The organism is Paraburkholderia sp. A1BS-2L (assembly GCF_051125205.1).
Lineage (GTDB): Bacteria > Pseudomonadota > Gammaproteobacteria > Burkholderiales > Burkholderiaceae > Paraburkholderia.
In genome coordinates, this window is sequence record NZ_CP120430.1 from 751503 (window position 1) to 767362 (window position 15860).

Here is a 15860-nt window from a genome sequence, read left to right on the forward strand (position 1 = left end):
AAGCGTATTATGTGCACTGCCCTGTTCATGAATCTCATGCCACGTTGATGGATATGTCCTCTCGTTGCAATAGCGCTTCCACGTTATGCCGTGAAAGTGATGCAGGCCTGGAGGCGCTTGATTAGCCAATTGCCATCGTCACTGCATGCCAGTTCGCATTCCACGTCAGCCAACATGGCTGGTCCCGCTCCGCCCACGGGGAGCGTTGGCGGTGCACCCTTGTCAGAGCGATAGACGGTCAGACCGAATGAGGCCTTGGCCACTGGTCCGCTATGCTCCATGACAAAAAAATTGGTGACATAGTGTCGGGTAAGCAGCGTCGCGGACCGCTGGTTCAGAGAAACGAAGATCTGTTGTTGCCCGCGAAGTGCAATATCGCCCCGCTCCCAACTGCCATCGAGCGTGAAGCAACGGGCGGCGCGAGAATAATCGTTGCGGTCGAGGGCATGGTACATGCGCATCACGGTTTGCTCGGCGGCATAGACCTGGTAGAAACGCTCTGGGTTGTTCATGGTTCTGTTACCTGAAGTGTGTCGCTAGTAACGCTCGTTCAGCCGGGATACGCTGGCCCGGTACGGACGATGGTTTGCGAAAACGCGCCATTTCCGCGCCGAAACCGGACGGTGTCAGCACAGGCCAGACCCCAAAAACCCTCAAGTGAGTGCCATTTGCGGCCGGTGCTGACGATGGAGCGAGTCGGGCACAGAAACTGTGCGTTTGGGAGGCAAGCCCCCGAGAACAGAAGCCCGATCAGGCGACTTTCTGCAGGAAGCCTTGTTGCCTCCCATTTCGATTGGGCGCGAAGCCGTTGGCCTGCAGCGTTTCCTCCACCGTGTCATAGAACACGCCGATCCTGCAGATTTCGCGCGCTTGCCTGGCGGTAGCGATCGGGCGACTCAGTTCGCGCGATATACGCACCAGCTGCTCGACCTGTGCCGCCGTGCCAATCTTCTTCGTGCGCATCTGGTTCCAGAGGGTATCCTCAGTACCGCAGCGAACATGCAGCCCCATCGCAATACCCATGGTGTTCACCGGCAGCACGTTGAGCACCGAGCTCTCCACTGTCAACACTGCCCCATCTGGCACGGCGCGCGCGAAATTAGCCAGGCTGTAGATACTGGGTGAATCCATCCCCCCGCCTATCGCCACCCAGTTCAGTACCAACGGGCCCTTATAGACTCCGCGGCGGATCAATCGCTCCACCGACTCGAAGCTGTTGATGTTGTAGCACTGGAACTCGCTCTGGATTCCCGCCGCAGTCAGGCGGCGGATGTGTTCCTCGACCCAGCCCGGCTGCGCTGGTACGGTCATCTCTTTGTAGGCGTCAAAAACCGCAGGGTCTTCCATGGAGGTACCCATGACATCGCGATGGTCAAACTGCTCGAGAATGTTCATCTGCGACGTATTCACGGTTACCGTCACCTGGTCAGGCTTGGGGTCGAGTTCGGCTAGCATGTGGCGCGTGTCGTCCGAGAGCCACTTTGCAGCCGCACCTTCTGTCTCGGGAGCAAAGCTGATTGATCCGCCGACCTGGATAATCATCTCCGGTACGCGGGCGCGGACGCCAGCGATAAGCTCATTGAACTTGGACAGACGCTTGGAGCCTTTGCCATCGAGTTCGCGTACGTGCAGGTGCAGTACGGTGGCGCCTGCGTTGTAGCAATCCACCGCTTTCTGGATTTGCTCCTCCATTGTCACTGCGATGTCCTCGGGGAAGTCCGATGGAACCCACGAGGGCGCATATGGCGCAGCGGTGATGATCAGCGGTTGCTGGTTTTCGGGGAACAGGTGTCCGTCTAGAAAGTTCATGGCAAGTAAAGGATAAGAATTTAAAAAAATTTCAGCACGCCCGAATCTCGGGATGACGATAAGGCAGGCTTCGCTGACGCGTAGGCCGGCGCTGCTACTGCGCATTGGTGCAGGCGAATCATTCGAGTTCACGTACATGTTTCTGCCGCTTTTTTAAGCTGATACGCGGCGTTGAATTCTGTGAACCGAAATAACCTTCATTGAAGACAGGTAAAAGCATTCCTGCTCATGGCTCAAAATGGCCTGTCACCAATGATCGTGGCCCGGTCCATCCTGCGATGACACGGTGGATAATCCATGACGGCGTAGTGTTGCGTTGAGCGGTTATCCCAGATCGCCACGCTGTTCCTGGTCCAGCGCCAGCGCACCTGATGCTCGGGAACGTAGGCCTGAGTGATCAGATAGCGCAGCAACTCAGCCCCGCCGGGGTTGTAATCCTGACCAAACCGCACGCGACCTGGCGTGTGGAAATTGGTGAAATGGGTGGTAAAGCCGTTGACGAAGAGGATCTTCTCGCCAGTCTCCGGATGGGTCCGCACAACCGGGTGTTCGGCGTCCGGGAACTGATCCTTCAAAGCCATGCGCTTCTCGATGGGCATGGCCGCGCCAAAGCTGGCCTCGATGCTGTGGCGCGCACGAAGGTCCGTGATCTGCTCTTTAACGTGATGCGGCAGATTCTCGTACGCGAGCACCATGTTGGCCCACATGGTGTCGCCACCGACCGGGGGGCATTCACGGCAGCGCAGGACGCTGGCGAGCGGCGGAGCATCGCGCCAGGTCGCATCGGTGTGCCAGGCGTTCTCATAACGATCCGGTGGGTTCGCTGGCGTCTTGTAGATCTGAACCAATCCCGGGTGCTCCGGGTCGCTTCCCGTGACCGGATGATCCTCCAGACTGCCGAAGCAACGCGCAAAGGCTACGTGCTGCGCTGCCGTGATGTCCTGATCCCGCAGAAACAGCACCTTATGTCGCAGCAGTGCCTTGCGGATGCTGACAAACAAAGCAACGTCATGGATTGCGTCGGCCAGGCTGACGCCGGTCAGCTCGGCGCCAATTGAGCAGGTTAGTTGTTCAATGTGCATGAAGAGTCCACCCTCGGGCTCGATGTGGAAGGGCTTCGGTCGCGATCGCCATGCTGTCCCGCTTCCAGCCCGGAACGTGCTTCAGCGGCGAACTGCTTTTAATGGGCGCGTGTGATCATTAAGGCACCAGCACGGTGGCTCCGCTGGTCTGCCTGGATTCCAGCGCGCGGTGCGCTTGTGCGGCATCGGCCAGCGCGAAGGTCTGTTTCGGCTCGCTCTTGATCTTGCCGGCCAGCACCATGTCGAACACCTCCCTGGCCATGTCGAGCATGTGTGAGCGGGGCGTGGCATAGTGGACCATGGCCGGACGCGTAACCCACAGCGAGCCCTTGGCCGCAAGGGTACGGCTGTCGATTTCCACCGGTCCGGAGGTGGTGCCGTTGCTGACGAGGGTGCCGCGCACCTGCAGGCAGGACAGCGAGGCATCAAGCGTCGCTTTGCCGACCGAGTCGAAGACGACCGGGACTTTCTTGCCGTCGGTGATCTCCATCACGCGCTCAAGAATGTTCTCTCGCGATGTCACGATGGTGTGGGTGCAGCCATTGACCGTGGCGAGTTCGGCCTTTTCATCGGTGCTGACGACGCCGATCATGTTCACGCCCAGCGCGCGCGCCCACTGGCACGCGATCAGCCCCACCCCGCCGGCCGCGGCATGATAGAGGATGGTCTCGCCGCCCTTGAGTGGGTAGACCTGGCGGAACAGGTACTGCGCCGTCATGCCCTTCATGATGAGCGAAGAGGCGGTGCGGTCAGAAACGCCATCCGGCAGCGGGATCAGCACGTCCGCCGGCATGACGCGGACGTCCGAGTATGCCCCCTGCGGTCCGAGCAGGTAGCCCACGCGATCACCAACACGGATGTCCGCCACGCCGGGGCCGACCGCCTCGACAACGCCAACGGCATCCGAGCCAACGCCATTCGGCAACGCCAGCGGATATTGCCCGGTGCGGAAATAGATGTCGATGAAGTTGACTGCGATATACGTGTGCCTGACGCGAGCCTGGCCGGGGCCGGGATCGCCGACCTCCACCGACTCGAGCTTGAGAACGTCTGCGCTGCCTGTTTCGTAGAAGCGGATTGCTTTTGCCATGTCATGTCTCTTGTAAATGCTTGCTCAACTGGATCCGGAGCTTCTTCGGAAGCGTTGCTTCGAATAATCGCTTCGGCGTCAGCCCGGAAGTCCTCATGCACCCAATCGGTGCCATCGGACGCTGATGGCCATCATGCGGCTCCCCTGGTTCTGCGGGAACATCGCTTCACTTTCGAAGCGCTTCATTTCGCCTGCTTGCCAAAAATCTGTCCGGATGGCGGAATCCCCGCCGTCCTCCGGCAGCATCCACGCGATGCGCCCGGGAGCGATCAGAACGCGACAGCATGTTTGCCCTTCAGTTGAAGCATGTTGCGCGTGTCGTCTGGCGTGGCCACCTCCAGATTCAGCGAATGCAGGATGTCTACGATGCGCCGGACCTGGTCCGCGTTGCTCGTCGACAGCCGGCCGGGACCGTCCCAGAGCGAATCCTCCAGGCCCACGCGAACGTTGCCGCCCATGGCGGCAGCCATAGACGCGATGGGCATCTGGCTGCGGCCGGCACCAAGCACGGACCAGTAGTAATCTTTGCCAAACAGCCGTTCAGCGGTGCGGCGCATATGCGTGACGTCATCGGGGTGCGTGCCGATGCCACCGAGAAGGCCGAAAACGGACTGAATGAGGAATGGCGGCTTGAGAATGCCGCGGTCGATGAAATGCGCCGCCGTGTAGAGGTGGCTGGTGTCGTAGCATTCAATCTCGAAGCGCATGCCGTTGTCGGCACAGGACTCGAGGATGTAGCGGATTTCCTTGAAGGTATTGCGAAAGACGCGGTCCTCCGAGCCTTCCAGGTACGGGCGCTCCCAATCGTGCTTGAACTCCTTGTAGCGGTCGAGCATCGGGTACAGTCCGAAGTTCATCGATCCCATGTTCAGCGAGGCGACTTCGGGCTTGAGTTGCAGCGCCGGTTGCAGTCGTTCCTCGACGAGCATGTTGGGGGCGCCACCCGTCGTGAGGTTGATTACGACGTCGGAGCGTGCGGCAATCTCCGGGAGAAATTCCCGGAACAGGAGTGGATCCTGGGACGGCTGGCCGTTCATGGCTTTACGCGCGTGCAAATGGACAATCGAAGCGCCGGCCTCGGCAGCGGCAACCGCCTCGCGCGAGACCTCTTCTGCCGTGATGGGCAGATAGGGGGACATCGTCGGTGTATGAATGGCGCCGGTCACGGCGCAGGGAGCTAAAGTCGGAAGTGGTGTACGGGGGAGTTGAGGCGGGAAGTTGAAGGCGGTGGAGGTTTCAGCTGAGAATCTGATTGTCGAAGTCGGAATCCAGCAAACATCAAACCATCCACCATGAGCAAGGATACGGAAAAAGCAGTCGTCGGTCTATCGGGAGTCGGGCTTGGCCTGGACGAATTGGTTCGCCAGGGAGCGCGGCAGGTGATTCAGCAAGCGATCGAAGCGGAGTTGGCGGAGCTGATGGAGCGGTTCGCGAACGTCAAGACTTTGCACGGGCAACGCGCCGTGGTGCGTAACGGCTACTTGCCAGAGCGCGAGGTGTTGACGGCCGCCGGGCCGATTGCGGTAAAGGTGCCGAAGGTGCGCGATCGATCGGGGTCGGGCGTGAAGTTCAATTCGACGATCGTGCCGCCGTATGTGAGGAAGTCGCCTCGCGTGAGCGCAGCGCTGCCCTGGCTGTATCTGAAGGGCATCTCGACGGGCGATATGGGCGAAGCGTTGCGCGTGCTGCTGGGCGATGACGCCAAGGGCTTGTCGGCCAACGTGGTGAGCCGGCTGAAGGCGCAATGGGCCGACGAGCATGTGGCCTGGAGCCGGCGTGACATGTCCGGGTCGCACTACGTCTATTGGTGGGTCGACGGCATTCACACGGGGCTGCGCAGTGAGAACTCCGACGGGCAATGCTTGCTGGTCATCATTGGTGTGAAACCGGACGGGAGCAAAGAGCGTGTGGCGATCGGCGATGGGTATCGCGAGACGAAAGCGTCGTGGCTGGAGCTTCTGCTCGACCTGAAAAAGCGCGGTCTGACGGCAGGTCCACGGCTGGCTGTCGGCGACGGCGCAATGGGCTTCTGGGCGGCGCTGGAAGAGGTGTTTCCGGCGACGCGTGGCCAGCGCTGTTGGTTTCACAAGATGGGCAACGTACTGAACGCGCTGCCCAAGTCGCAACAGGCACGCGCGAAGGCCGACATGCAATCGATCTGGATGGCCGCGACCCGCGCCGATGCGCACGCCGCGTTCGATCGTTTCGTGTCGATCTATGCAGCCAAATATCCGAAGGCGAGCGAGACGTTGAAGAAGGACCGGGAGAGCTTGCTCGCGTTTTACGAATTCCCTGCCGAGCACTGGCAGCATCTGCGCACGACCAACGCGATTGAATCGACGTTCGCGACGGTGCGCCACCGTACGACGCGCACGCGTAACTGCGTGTCGCGACCAACCTTCCTCGGACTGGCATTCAAGCTGATCGAGGAAGCTGAGAAAACCTGGCGCCGTATCAACGGCCCGGAGAAGATCAAGCTGTTGCTCGAGGGCGTTGCCTTCAAGGACGGCGAACCGGTGCAAGACGATCGGCCGGTTCAGCAGAAACTCGCCGCTTGAAATCGACCGCCATCAAAAAGCTCATACACCACTATTGACGTTAGCTCCGGCGCAGGTGACGATTACCTTGTTTTGAGGTGCGGCCATGGCATCTGTGTTCCGTTCGTGCTTCTGAAGAGTGGGTCGGAGAATCAACGCGGCATGTCAGATGAGCAATATTCTAGGAATCGCGGGTCTTCGTTTTTCTCTCATTTGATGACATAGATATCTCATTTCATGACAGAATCATTGGGGGTCCGGGTTTCTACGCAGAAGGCGGCGGGACCACACGCTACATGGACGAGAAGCGATGGACACATTGATTCGAACAGGGGTGCTGACCAACTATCTCAAGGTAGCGCAGCAATTAGGCTTCAAGCCTCAGCCGCTGCTACGGAAACTGGGGTTGAACAGTGAGATGTTTGCGGACCCGGAATGCCGGATCCCTGCGAGTGCCGCCGTTACCTTGTTGAAGGTGTCAGCGCAAATGGGCGTTGTTGCAGAAATTGGGGCGCTTCCAGGTGGACTGACGTTTACGTGCAACGCTCGGGTTGACCAGGATGTTAACTTCGCATCGAGCTGCGTAGATTCTCGATTTTTTCCCCGAGAAGATGCGCAAGGACGAACGCAAGGCCAGCGAACCCAAAGGGGTGTACCGCGTCAGGAACTGGCGGGATTACAACGCGGGCTTGATCGCAAGAGGCGATGTAACCATGTGGATTGATGAAGGCGTACTGACGCAGGTACCCGAGGCTGGCCCGACCAGGCACGGCCGACCGCGTGTCTACAGCGATGCAGCGATCCAGATGCTGCTCAGTCTCAAGCAAGTCTTTCATCTGCCGCTGCGCGCACTGCAAGGCTTCGCCCAGAGCTTGCGCAAGCTCGCCTTTCCGAGCTTGCCGGTACCCAACTACACGACCTTGAGCCGTCGCGCCCAGACCCTCAAGGTCGCGCTGCCGGCGCAACGTCCCCATGAGCCCATGCACCTCGTGATCGACAGCACCGGGCTGAAGGTTTACGGCGAAGGCGAGTGGAAGGTGCGCAAGCATGGCTGGTCCAAGCGTCGCACCTGGCGCAAGGTGCACCTCGCGATGGATGCGAACACAGGCCAGATCTGCGCCGCGCTGATGACCCATCAGGACGAAGGCGATGGCGAAGTGTTGCCCGATCTGCTCGACCAGATTCCGGCTGATGTAATGATCGATACCATCGCAGGCGATGGCGCTTACGACACCAAGCCTTGTCACGCGCAGATCGCCGCGCGTGGCGCCAGCCCGTCGATTCCGCCGCGCGAGGGAGCGAAGCCGTGGCCAGACCGCACGCCCGGCGCCACCTGGCGCAATGCAGCTATTGCCGCTATCGAAGGAAGCAGCAGGCGCGAATGGAAGCAGGCGAGCGGCTACCACCGGCGATCGCTCGCCGAGACCTTGATGTACCGGCTCAAGGTACTCACGGGCTCCTGTCTGTGGGCGCGCGCGACGGGCTCGCAAGCCACCGAGGTATCAATCCGTGCGGGTGTACTCAATCGCATGGTAGCCCTCGCTCGCCCGCAGTCCGTCCGTATCGCCTGAGATTGAGAGCACACAGATCATGTCGTCTCTACGCCTGATTTACGCAACAACGCCGCGCAAATGACCCAATGCCCGACATTTGGGCTGCGTATGGCCGACCTGTGGCAACTGTCCGACCTCGGTGTCGTCAGCGTGTTGCTTACGCATCAGAGAACCCTGCGCGAAGCCGTTGGAACCTTGATTCGGTTTCGGCACCTGCTCAACGAGTTCCTGGTCATACGTATGGAAGATGTCGGCAAGAAAGTTATCGTACGAGAGGAGTTCGTCGCGGACGAGACCGGGACATCTATACAACATACCGAGCTGGTACTCGGCTCATTATCGCGAATGTGCAGCACGCTGATGGGTGCCGCCTGGCACCCGCTGAGCGTCCATTTCACCCATGATGCTCCCCCGGATCTGCGGCTGCACCGCCGCGTATTCGTTGGAAAACTAGAGTTCGCCAGCTCCTTCAATGGCATGATTTGCCGTGCTGCCGATATGGACTTTCCCAACCCCATCGCTGACCCGGTCATGGCACGCCACGCGCAACGCTTGCTCGAGGGCCTGCCGGGGGCCAGCGAGCCGTCAATTGTGCTCGAGGTGCGCAAAGCAATCTACCTGCTGCTACCGGTTGGGCGCGCAACGATTGAACAGGTGGCACACGGCCTTGGCATGAACGTGCGTACGCTACAGCGCCAGCTCGAAAGCGCCGGAAGCGTCTTCTCGGAGATGGTCAATGGCGTTCGCCGCGATCTCGTCATGCACTATATGGACAACAAGAGCTACACGCTGGGACGGATTGCCGAGTCGCTTGGATACTCCGCTTATGGTTCATTCGTACGCTGGTTCGAGGCGCAGTTCGGAATGACGCCGACGCGTTGGCGAAGCGGTAAGCCAGCAAATAGCCGGTAGGTGGCGCCCGGTGTGTTGATGTTCACGCAGAACTGACCCACTTGAGCCACAGGTTTTCATCGAATTTTGACCCACGTGTTTGAATGCCCTGCTCAATCTTTGAGCAGGGCATACAGAGGTGATCACGGTGCTGGCTGGGAGAAAGGCATCGTCGAGAAGAACGTACAGGACCGGCGACGCCATCTGGCACGAAGCGGCTCTGCGACGTTGGGAAACGTTGGAAATCCTGAACGAATCGGTTGCCGGCCAGTGTCGCGAAACCTGGCACATGCGGCACCCGCAATGGCCAGAGCTGACAGTCGATGATGTGCTGCAGGACGAGCGCACCCGGCTGATGCCCAATCCACGGCCGTTCGACGGCTATGTCGAGCAGACCCTGCGGGTCTCGTCAACACTTACCAGATGACCGCTGCGCGCTTCCCGGCTCACCGCGACCTGAAGGGCTTCGACTTCGCACAGGCGCACGTTTGATTCTCGACGAACTCGGCAACCTGCCGTTCAGCCAGACCGGTGGCCCTGTCTGCCACGTCTGTCCATAAGGACAAGGTTACGGACAGGTCACCACGGTGTACTTTCCGGTGGTGCCTGGATTATGCTCAAGCAAGATATCAACGAGCCTTTCCCGGTCAGGAAGAGTGACACCATGGATACAAAAATGGGCGTTCAAAGGCTCACAATCCGTGCTGCCACGGGCAAGCTCAAGATCATTCCGGTTTGGAGATGCCTGGCACGGAGCGGCGCCAATGTTGTTCGCTGGAACGTCCGCACGGACCACAATGATGGTATGGACTCGATGACGGTCGACATTGTTGAAGCTGATCCGCTACGAACTGAAGAGATCGCCGCTGCGCTCGGCAGGCCTCCTCTGGAGATGACCGTCACGGCTTCCATTATGACGGTCATCTCGACTTCGCGATCCGCCAGTGACGTCTTCGGCGATTTCCCAACAAAATGCTGCGACTTCGCTCCGAACTCATCGCGTCCGGGCCTGAAACTGACAGTAGTGGGGAATGCCGGCAACCATTGCCCGCCTCGCACGTGTGACTGATCACGCACAACGCGAAGGAGGCGCGCACGATCTGATGTCGTTTCAGGAGATAACTATAGAGCGGCAAAGCCGCCTGTTCGATATACCCAGGAGACATAAGTGCTGAGCCCTCACGAATTTGCGACGCTCATGCTGGTCAAGTCGTCGCCCGAACAGATCGACATGGACCGGAAGGAACTCGACACACTGCTCGAGTAACAGCTCGTATCACTCGAGAGCCTCTCCACCGGTATGCACCGTCCGTGTATAACAGACCACGGCGAATTCCTTCTCGAAGCGATCATGAGAAAACGGTGATCCGCGCGCGGTCGGCCGCGTAGGTCGTGCCAGACCCGGCAAGACGTGCTAATACACGATAGAGTAGCTGAAGAAGCGCTTAAAAATGGCGCTGGCTCACTACTATCCAGTTGATTCAGGAGATCATTGATCATGCAACCCAGGAACACGTTGCAGATGTTCAGCTTGCCAATCTGGATGAGGCTTTGGGTCAGTCCAGCACGATGATGGAGAGCATCTGTAGACTCGCCGAACTGAAGGCGCAGTTCACGCGAGCGACGCTGAACGATGCGTTGGACCCGGCGCTGAAAACGGTGGCGACTCCACAGAACTGGCTGGCAGCTGATGCGAGGGGAAGGTGACGAAACAATGACGTGACGAGCAAAAAATGTATCGAAGTTACGAATACCACGGATTCACCGTCGAGGTTTCAGTCGATGTCGACGTGATTCGAATCGGGGCGAGCGTGGAGACACGAGCCGCCCCTGGTTACGTCCCTGTCGTCACGATTTCCAGGGAAGGTAAAGCGATGGCAGCCTTCTCGCCTTTGAGGTTCAGCGGCACCTGCTGCAATCCGTTCGCAACAGAGATCGATGCGCTCATGGGCGGCTTCAGTGCGGGCCGCCAAATCGTCGATGATCTTGTCTCCTCGACCTGAAGTCGAACGTGGTCGAGACTGCCGTGCCTGAATTGCCGTTTCCCGCTTGACACAAGGCGCGGACGTCGTCCTGCAAGCCACGGCACGGGGTCACTGGTCAGCGATAAACAATACATGGCCCGTCGTCCCGACAGGCCATAATCAATGTGGACGCCGTCATCTGTGGCAGGCGGCGTTCCGGACGTTGTCCGAGGAGCGTGGCATGGACCAATCCTGGCTGGGCATGGCTGTGGGCACGATCGTGCTTGTCATTGCTGCAATGTGTGTCGCTGCCCACTACCGTCGCGAACGGCGCCGGGCCGATCTGCTGCGCAATCTGAATCACCATGACTGGTTGCAGTGGCCCCGGTCACGGCGGTAGCGTTCATTGTGCGCGTATCGATTTGCGCGGATGGCGGACGAGGCTCATGCGTGAAGTGCCGCGTTGGCTGCAGAGGCGAGGTCCAGCCAGTCTTGATCACCCTCTTTCGACTCATGGGCGCGGGCTGCGCTACTCAACGCCTTGCCCATCGAAGCTCGCCTCTCCGCTCGCACGCATCCCAGTGAAGCCGCGCATCGGCAACGGCATTGCACGGCGCTAGCAATTATCGAACTCTGCTCATTACAACCCGAAAGTCGTTGGCGAACGGCAAATCGAGCAGCCGCGCCTGCAGTTCTCCAACCTTCAGTGTGTAATCGAATTGCATCGTTGCTCCTTTCGCTCGCCAGCCGCGTCAACACCGTGCACCGATCCGGTCGCGACGATATTTTGCGGCGGCTCCTTTCACTAGATTGTCAGTCCGCCGTCTACGACCAGGCATTCGCCGTTGGTGTAGCTCGCGGCATCGGATACGAGGTAAAGCACGGCGCCGGCAAGCTCCCGCGGCTCTGCGTGGCGACGAAGCGGAATCTTTTTCATCCACTCTTCGTAGATCGATGGGGTCTCGAAGAGCGCGCCGGCGAACTTCGTCCGGGTCAGGCCAGGCAGCAGTGCATTCACGCGAATGCCCAGAGGTCCGCACTCCTTGGCAAACGCTTTGGTCATGTTCACCACGGCCGCCTTGCTGATCGAGTAGATACCCTGCATGTCGCCCGGTTGCAGCGCATTGACCGACGCGGTGTTGACGATCGCCCCGCCGCCGTTTTCGCGCATCAGGCGGCCCGCCTCGACCGACATGAAGAAGTATCCGCGGACATTCACTTCGACCGTCTTGTCGTACGCCGCCAGATCGGTGTCGAGAATGTGGCCGAAATACGGATTGGCCGCAGCGTTGTTGACGAGGATATCCAGCCGGCCATGAGCCTTGCGGATATGCTCGAACGCCCGGGCGATGTCCTCCATGCGGCCGACATGGCACGCGAGCGCTTCGGCTTTGCCGCCGTCGCAGCGAATGCTTTCCGCAACGGCTTGGCAGTCTTCCAGCTTTCGGCTCGATACGATCACGTATGCGCCTTGCTCTGCGAGCAATCGGGCGATTTCCTCGCCAATGCCTCTGCTGGCTCCTGTGACGAGCGCGATTTTTCCGCTCAGATCGAAGAGTTTGGTGCTCATGTTGCTGACAACTCCCGTAGAGGATTCATGTTTGCTGGCACTAAATGCCTGACATATGCCTTCCATTACAGCCGCTTAGCCCTGCTCTTTCAGCACGCTCACTGCCATGCTCAACTATTCCGCCGACTTCGCAAGCGTCGGCGTGCGATGCATTGCCATCCATCGCACGCCTCTTGACGCCAGCGCTGACCGGCCCGCTGAACCCTTCGATCGTCCACTCGAGATACGGGAGAAGCGTTCCCACATCTACCTGCATGGCGTCATTCGTCGCCATTCCACCTTGTTCTCAAATTGACGAAAAGTCCGGAAACGGCGCCAAGCCGTGGCGCACGAGATAAAGTTCCGCCATGAGTTTTTCCCGGTCCGGTCGGTCACGCCGCCTTGACCATCTCCTCGATCACCTTCTTCGCATCGCCAAAGACCATCATGGTCTTGTCCATGTAGAAGAGATCGTTGTCGAGACCGGCATAGCCCGCTGCCATCGACCGCTTGTTGACGATCACCGTACGTGCCTTGTACGCCTCGATGATCGGCATGCCGGCGATCGGCGACTTCGGATCGTTTTTCGCTGCCGGGTTCACCACGTCGTTCGCGCCGAGCACCAGCACCACATCGACCTGGCCGAACTCGCCGTTGATGTCCTCCATTTCATGGACGATTTCATACGGCACTTCCGCTTCCGCCAGCAGCACGTTCATGTGGCCCGGCATGCGGCCCGCAACCGGATGAATCGCGTACTTCACGTCGATGCCCTTCTCGACGAGCTTGTCGGTGAGCTCCTTCAATGCATGCTGTGCACGTGCGACGGCGAGACCATAGCCCGGCACGATAACGACGGTTTCGGCATTGCCGAGCATGAACGAAGCGTCTTCCGCCGAGCCCGCCTTCACCGGCTTCTGCTCGGCCGGTCCGCCCGCCGAAGCCGCGCCGGGCTCGGCACCGAAGCCGCCAAGAATAACGTTGAAGAACGAGCGATTCATCGCTTTGCACATGATGTAAGAGAGAATCGCGCCCGACGAACCCACCAGCGAACCGGCGATGATCAACATCGCGTTGTTCAGCGAGAAGCCGATGCCCGCCGCCGCCCAGCCCGAGTACGAGTTCAGCATCGACACGACCACCGGCATGTCGGCGCCGCCGATCGGGATGATGATGAGCACGCCCAGCGCGAATGCGATCGCCGTCATGATGATGAATGGCAGCCACGACTGCGTGAGGAAGAACAGAATGCCGAAGCCGATCATGCCCAGCGCGAGCAACAGGTTGATCAGATGCTGGCCCGCATAGACGACAGGCGCGCCCTGGAACAGGCGGAACTTGTACTTGCCCGAAAGCTTGCCGAACGCGATCACCGAGCCGCTGAAAGTAATCGCGCCAACGAACGTACCGATGAACAGCTCTATCCGGTTGCCGTACGGCAGGAAGCCCTTAATCCCTTCCTCCGCGCCCAGCCCGAAAGCAGCCGGCTCCGACACGACGGCATACGCAATGCACACGGCAGCAAGACCGATCAGCGAGTGCATCGCAGCGACCAGTTCCGGCATTTTCGTCATCTCGACGCGCGCGGCAACGAACGAGCCAATCGCGCCACCAACGACCAGCGCAGCAAAGAGGAGCGCGAGCCCGAGCGTGAGATTCGAGCCGAGCGCCGCCGCCTGCTTCGCGATCAGCACAATGGTCGTGAGAATCGCTACGGCCATGCCGGTCATGCCGAACGCGTTACCGGTGCGCGCGGTCCGTGGATTCGACAGACCCTTGAGTGCCTGAATGAAGCAGACCGACGCAATCAGATAAAGAAGCGTGACGACGTTCACGCTCGCGAAATTCAGGCTCATCATGCGCCCCCCTTTGCATTGCCGGAACCAGCGACCTTCCTGGGCTCCTTCTTCTTGAACATTTCGAGCATTCGCCGTGTGACCAGGAACCCGCCGAACACGTTCACGGCTGCAAGCGCTACCGCAATCGCGCCGAAAAACTTGCCCGAGTCGCCCACCGTGAGTCCGGCCGCGAGCATCGCACCGACGATGACGATCGCCGAAATCGCGTTAGTCACGGCCATCAGCGGCGTATGCAGCGCCGGGGTGACGTTCCAGACGACGTGATAGCCGACGTAGATCGCCAGCACGAAAATGATCAGGTTGATCACCGTATGGTTGAGGACTTCCATCAACCGCCTCCTTAAGTCTTGCGTGTAACTTCGCCGTCGCGCGCCAGCAGCGTGGCCGCAACGATGTCGTCGGTGAGATCGATGTTGAGCGAACCGTCCTTCGCAACGATCAACTTCAGGAAATCGAGCAGGTTGCGTGCGTAAAGCGATGACGCATCCGTTGGCACCATCGCCGCGAGGTTCGTAAAGCCGACGATCTGCACGCCGTTCTCCGTGACGACGACCTTGTCCGGCTCGGTGAGCGGGCAGTTGCCGCCCCGACGAGCGTCGATGACGGAACCGCGCCCGGAGGCCAGATCGACAATGACAGAACCCGGCTTCATCGCCCGCACGGTTTCGACCGTGATCAAGGTTGGCGCGGGACGGCCCGGAATCAGCGCGGTCGTGATGATGACGTCCGCCTGTTTCGCGCGTTCGTGGACGAGCGCCGCCTGGCGCGCGAGCCAGGAAGGCGGCATTGGCCGCGCATAACCGCCGACGCCTTGCGCCGCTTCGCGCTCCTCGTCGGTTTCATAGGGCACGTCGAGGAACTTCGCGCCCAGCGACTCGATCTGCTCCTTCACTGCCGGACGAACATCCGACGCCTCGATCACAGCCCCGAGGCGCTTCGCGGTAGCGATCGCCTGCAGGCCCGCGACACCCGCGCCCAGGATCAGCACGCGTGCGGCCTTCACAGTGCCCGCCGCTGTCATCAGCATCGGCATGAAGCGCGGATAATGATGCGCGGCAAGCAGCACAGCCTTGTAGCCTGCGATGTTGGCCTGTGAGGACAGGACATCGAGGCTTTGCGCACGCGTCGTGCGGGGCGCTGCTTCAAGTGCAAAAGCCGTCACGCCCGCATTGGCAAGACGTTGGGCATTCTCCGTGTCGAATGGATCGAGCATGCCCGCGAGCACCGCGCCGCGCTTCATCAGCGGCAACTCATCGACTGTGGGCGACCCGACCTTCAACACGATCTGCGCGCCGAACGCGGCTGCAGCATCGCCAATCTGCGCGCCGGCGTTTCGGTACGCATCGTCCGTGTAGTGTGCGCACTCGCCGGCGCCTGCCTGGACAATCACCCCATGCCCCCGGGCAACCAGCGACTTGACCGTCTCGGGCGTCGCCGCAACGAGCGATCTGCGTTCGTTCGACTCTGCGGGTACTCCAATTTCCATTTTCAACCTCACATTGCGCATGTCTGCGCGATACTGTTTT

At 60.0% G+C, this 15860-nt stretch carries 17 protein-coding genes and 2 pseudogenes; 9 read left to right on the top strand and 10 right to left on the bottom strand.

Annotation, left to right across the window (positions count from 1 at the left end):
• Positions 1-83: 83 nt before the first annotated feature.
• From P5W98_RS27960 to P5W98_RS27980, 5 genes are all read right to left on the bottom strand, one after another.
• Positions 84-512, bottom strand: a complete 429-nt coding sequence (locus P5W98_RS27960) for a nuclear transport factor 2 family protein (protein ID WP_421027953.1) — start codon at positions 510-512, stop codon at positions 84-86.
• 238 nt (positions 513-750) lie between these two features.
• Positions 751-1809, bottom strand: a complete 1059-nt coding sequence (locus P5W98_RS27965) for a 3-keto-5-aminohexanoate cleavage protein (RefSeq protein WP_421028054.1) — start codon at positions 1807-1809, stop codon at positions 751-753.
• A 233-nt stretch (positions 1810-2042) separates the two neighbouring features.
• Positions 2043-2891, bottom strand: coding sequence for a TauD/TfdA dioxygenase family protein (locus tag P5W98_RS27970; protein WP_421027954.1), 849 nt, complete (start codon positions 2889-2891; stop codon positions 2043-2045).
• A gap of 118 nt (positions 2892-3009) precedes the next feature.
• The gene (locus tag P5W98_RS27975) at positions 3010-3981 is read right to left on the bottom strand and encodes a quinone oxidoreductase family protein (RefSeq protein WP_421027955.1); all 972 of its coding nucleotides are present in this window, start codon (positions 3979-3981) and stop codon (positions 3010-3012) included.
• Positions 3982-4250: 269 nt separating this feature from the next.
• Positions 4251-5147: a 3-keto-5-aminohexanoate cleavage protein gene (locus P5W98_RS27980; RefSeq protein WP_421027956.1), complete on the bottom strand. Its 897-nt coding sequence runs from the start codon at positions 5145-5147 to the stop codon at positions 4251-4253.
• A 126-nt stretch (positions 5148-5273) separates the two neighbouring features.
• Between P5W98_RS27980 and P5W98_RS27985 the strand changes: the two genes are divergently transcribed.
• From P5W98_RS27985 to P5W98_RS28025, 9 genes and pseudogenes are all read left to right on the top strand, one after another.
• Positions 5274-6539: an IS256 family transposase gene (locus tag P5W98_RS27985; RefSeq protein ID WP_421023143.1), complete on the top strand. Its 1266-nt coding sequence runs from the start codon at positions 5274-5276 to the stop codon at positions 6537-6539.
• A 289-nt stretch (positions 6540-6828) separates the two neighbouring features.
• A complete protein-coding gene (locus P5W98_RS27990) occupies positions 6829-7242 on the top strand; it encodes a hypothetical protein (RefSeq protein ID WP_434718543.1) in 414 nt (137 codons plus the stop codon).
• On the top strand, positions 7130-8089 hold the full coding sequence (locus P5W98_RS27995) for an IS5 family transposase (protein WP_421026637.1): 960 nt from the start codon (positions 7130-7132) through the stop codon (positions 8087-8089). Before P5W98_RS27990 ends, P5W98_RS27995 begins: the two co-directional genes overlap by 113 nt.
• 57 nt (positions 8090-8146) lie before the next feature.
• A pseudogene (locus P5W98_RS28000) lies at positions 8147-8569 on the top strand (AraC family transcriptional regulator); the annotation flags it as partial.
• A 33-nt stretch (positions 8570-8602) separates the two neighbouring features.
• Positions 8603-8983 carry a helix-turn-helix domain-containing protein gene (locus P5W98_RS28005; protein WP_434718542.1) on the top strand — a complete coding sequence of 127 codons (381 nt, stop codon included), beginning with the start codon at positions 8603-8605 and terminating at the stop codon, positions 8981-8983.
• Between the two features lie 120 nt (positions 8984-9103).
• A pseudogene (locus P5W98_RS28010) lies at positions 9104-9377 on the top strand (IS21 family transposase); the annotation flags it as partial.
• Between the two features lie 198 nt (positions 9378-9575).
• On the top strand, positions 9576-10031 hold the full coding sequence (locus P5W98_RS28015; protein ID WP_421027958.1) for a hypothetical protein: 456 nt from the start codon (positions 9576-9578) through the stop codon (positions 10029-10031).
• Between the two features lie 407 nt (positions 10032-10438).
• Complete coding sequence (locus P5W98_RS28020; RefSeq protein ID WP_421027959.1) at positions 10439-10669, top strand: hypothetical protein; 231 nt, start codon at positions 10439-10441, stop codon at positions 10667-10669.
• A gap of 26 nt (positions 10670-10695) precedes the next feature.
• Entirely contained in the window at positions 10696-10965 is a 270-nt protein-coding gene (locus tag P5W98_RS28025) for a hypothetical protein (RefSeq protein ID WP_421027960.1), read from the top strand.
• Between the two features lie 97 nt (positions 10966-11062).
• Here P5W98_RS28025 and P5W98_RS28030 read toward each other — a convergent pair whose 3' ends face one another.
• The 5 genes from P5W98_RS28030 to P5W98_RS28050 form a co-directional block, all read right to left on the bottom strand.
• Complete coding sequence (locus tag P5W98_RS28030) at positions 11063-11293, bottom strand: hypothetical protein (RefSeq protein ID WP_421027961.1); 231 nt, start codon at positions 11291-11293, stop codon at positions 11063-11065.
• A gap of 438 nt (positions 11294-11731) precedes the next feature.
• Positions 11732-12496: an SDR family oxidoreductase gene (locus tag P5W98_RS28035; RefSeq protein WP_421028055.1), complete on the bottom strand. Its 765-nt coding sequence runs from the start codon at positions 12494-12496 to the stop codon at positions 11732-11734.
• 371 nt (positions 12497-12867) lie between these two features.
• The gene (locus P5W98_RS28040; protein ID WP_421028056.1) at positions 12868-14331 is read right to left on the bottom strand and encodes an NAD(P)(+) transhydrogenase (Re/Si-specific) subunit beta; all 1464 of its coding nucleotides are present in this window, start codon (positions 14329-14331) and stop codon (positions 12868-12870) included.
• Complete coding sequence (locus P5W98_RS28045) at positions 14331-14663, bottom strand: NAD(P) transhydrogenase subunit alpha (RefSeq protein WP_421027963.1); 333 nt, start codon at positions 14661-14663, stop codon at positions 14331-14333. Before P5W98_RS28045 ends, P5W98_RS28040 begins: the two co-directional genes overlap by 1 nt.
• A gap of 11 nt (positions 14664-14674) precedes the next feature.
• Positions 14675-15820: a Re/Si-specific NAD(P)(+) transhydrogenase subunit alpha gene (locus P5W98_RS28050; RefSeq protein ID WP_421027964.1), complete on the bottom strand. Its 1146-nt coding sequence runs from the start codon at positions 15818-15820 to the stop codon at positions 14675-14677.
• Between the last annotated feature and the right edge of the window lie 40 nt (positions 15821-15860).

Bases quoted from the DNA above. Each gene is read 5' to 3' on its own strand.
- P5W98_RS27960 (WP_421027953.1), bottom strand. From the start codon at position 512: ATGAACAACCCAGAGCGTTTCTACCAGGTCTATGCCGCCGAGCAAACC.
- P5W98_RS27965 (WP_421028054.1), bottom strand. From the start codon at position 1,809: ATGAACTTTCTAGACGGACACCTGTTCCCCGAAAACCAGCAACCGCTG.
- P5W98_RS27970 (WP_421027954.1), bottom strand. From the start codon at position 2,891: ATGCACATTGAACAACTAACCTGCTCAATTGGCGCCGAGCTGACCGGC.
- P5W98_RS27975 (WP_421027955.1), bottom strand. From the start codon at position 3,981: ATGGCAAAAGCAATCCGCTTCTACGAAACAGGCAGCGCAGACGTTCTC.
- P5W98_RS27985 (WP_421023143.1), top strand. From the start codon at position 5,274: ATGAGCAAGGATACGGAAAAAGCAGTCGTCGGTCTATCGGGAGTCGGG.
- P5W98_RS27990 (WP_434718543.1), top strand. From the start codon at position 6,829: ATGGACACATTGATTCGAACAGGGGTGCTGACCAACTATCTCAAGGTA.
- P5W98_RS27995 (WP_421026637.1), top strand. From the start codon at position 7,130: ATGCGCAAGGACGAACGCAAGGCCAGCGAACCCAAAGGGGTGTACCGC.
- P5W98_RS28005 (WP_434718542.1), top strand. From the start codon at position 8,603: ATGGCACGCCACGCGCAACGCTTGCTCGAGGGCCTGCCGGGGGCCAGC.
- P5W98_RS28015 (WP_421027958.1), top strand. From the start codon at position 9,576: ATGCTCAAGCAAGATATCAACGAGCCTTTCCCGGTCAGGAAGAGTGAC.
- P5W98_RS28025 (WP_421027960.1), top strand. From the start codon at position 10,696: ATGTATCGAAGTTACGAATACCACGGATTCACCGTCGAGGTTTCAGTC.
- P5W98_RS28030 (WP_421027961.1), bottom strand. From the start codon at position 11,293: ATGGTGATTCAGATTGCGCAGCAGATCGGCCCGGCGCCGTTCGCGACG.
- P5W98_RS28035 (WP_421028055.1), bottom strand. From the start codon at position 12,496: ATGAGCACCAAACTCTTCGATCTGAGCGGAAAAATCGCGCTCGTCACA.
- P5W98_RS28040 (WP_421028056.1), bottom strand. From the start codon at position 14,331: ATGAGCCTGAATTTCGCGAGCGTGAACGTCGTCACGCTTCTTTATCTG.
- P5W98_RS28045 (WP_421027963.1), bottom strand. From the start codon at position 14,663: ATGGAAGTCCTCAACCATACGGTGATCAACCTGATCATTTTCGTGCTG.
- P5W98_RS28050 (WP_421027964.1), bottom strand. From the start codon at position 15,820: ATGGAAATTGGAGTACCCGCAGAGTCGAACGAACGCAGATCGCTCGTT.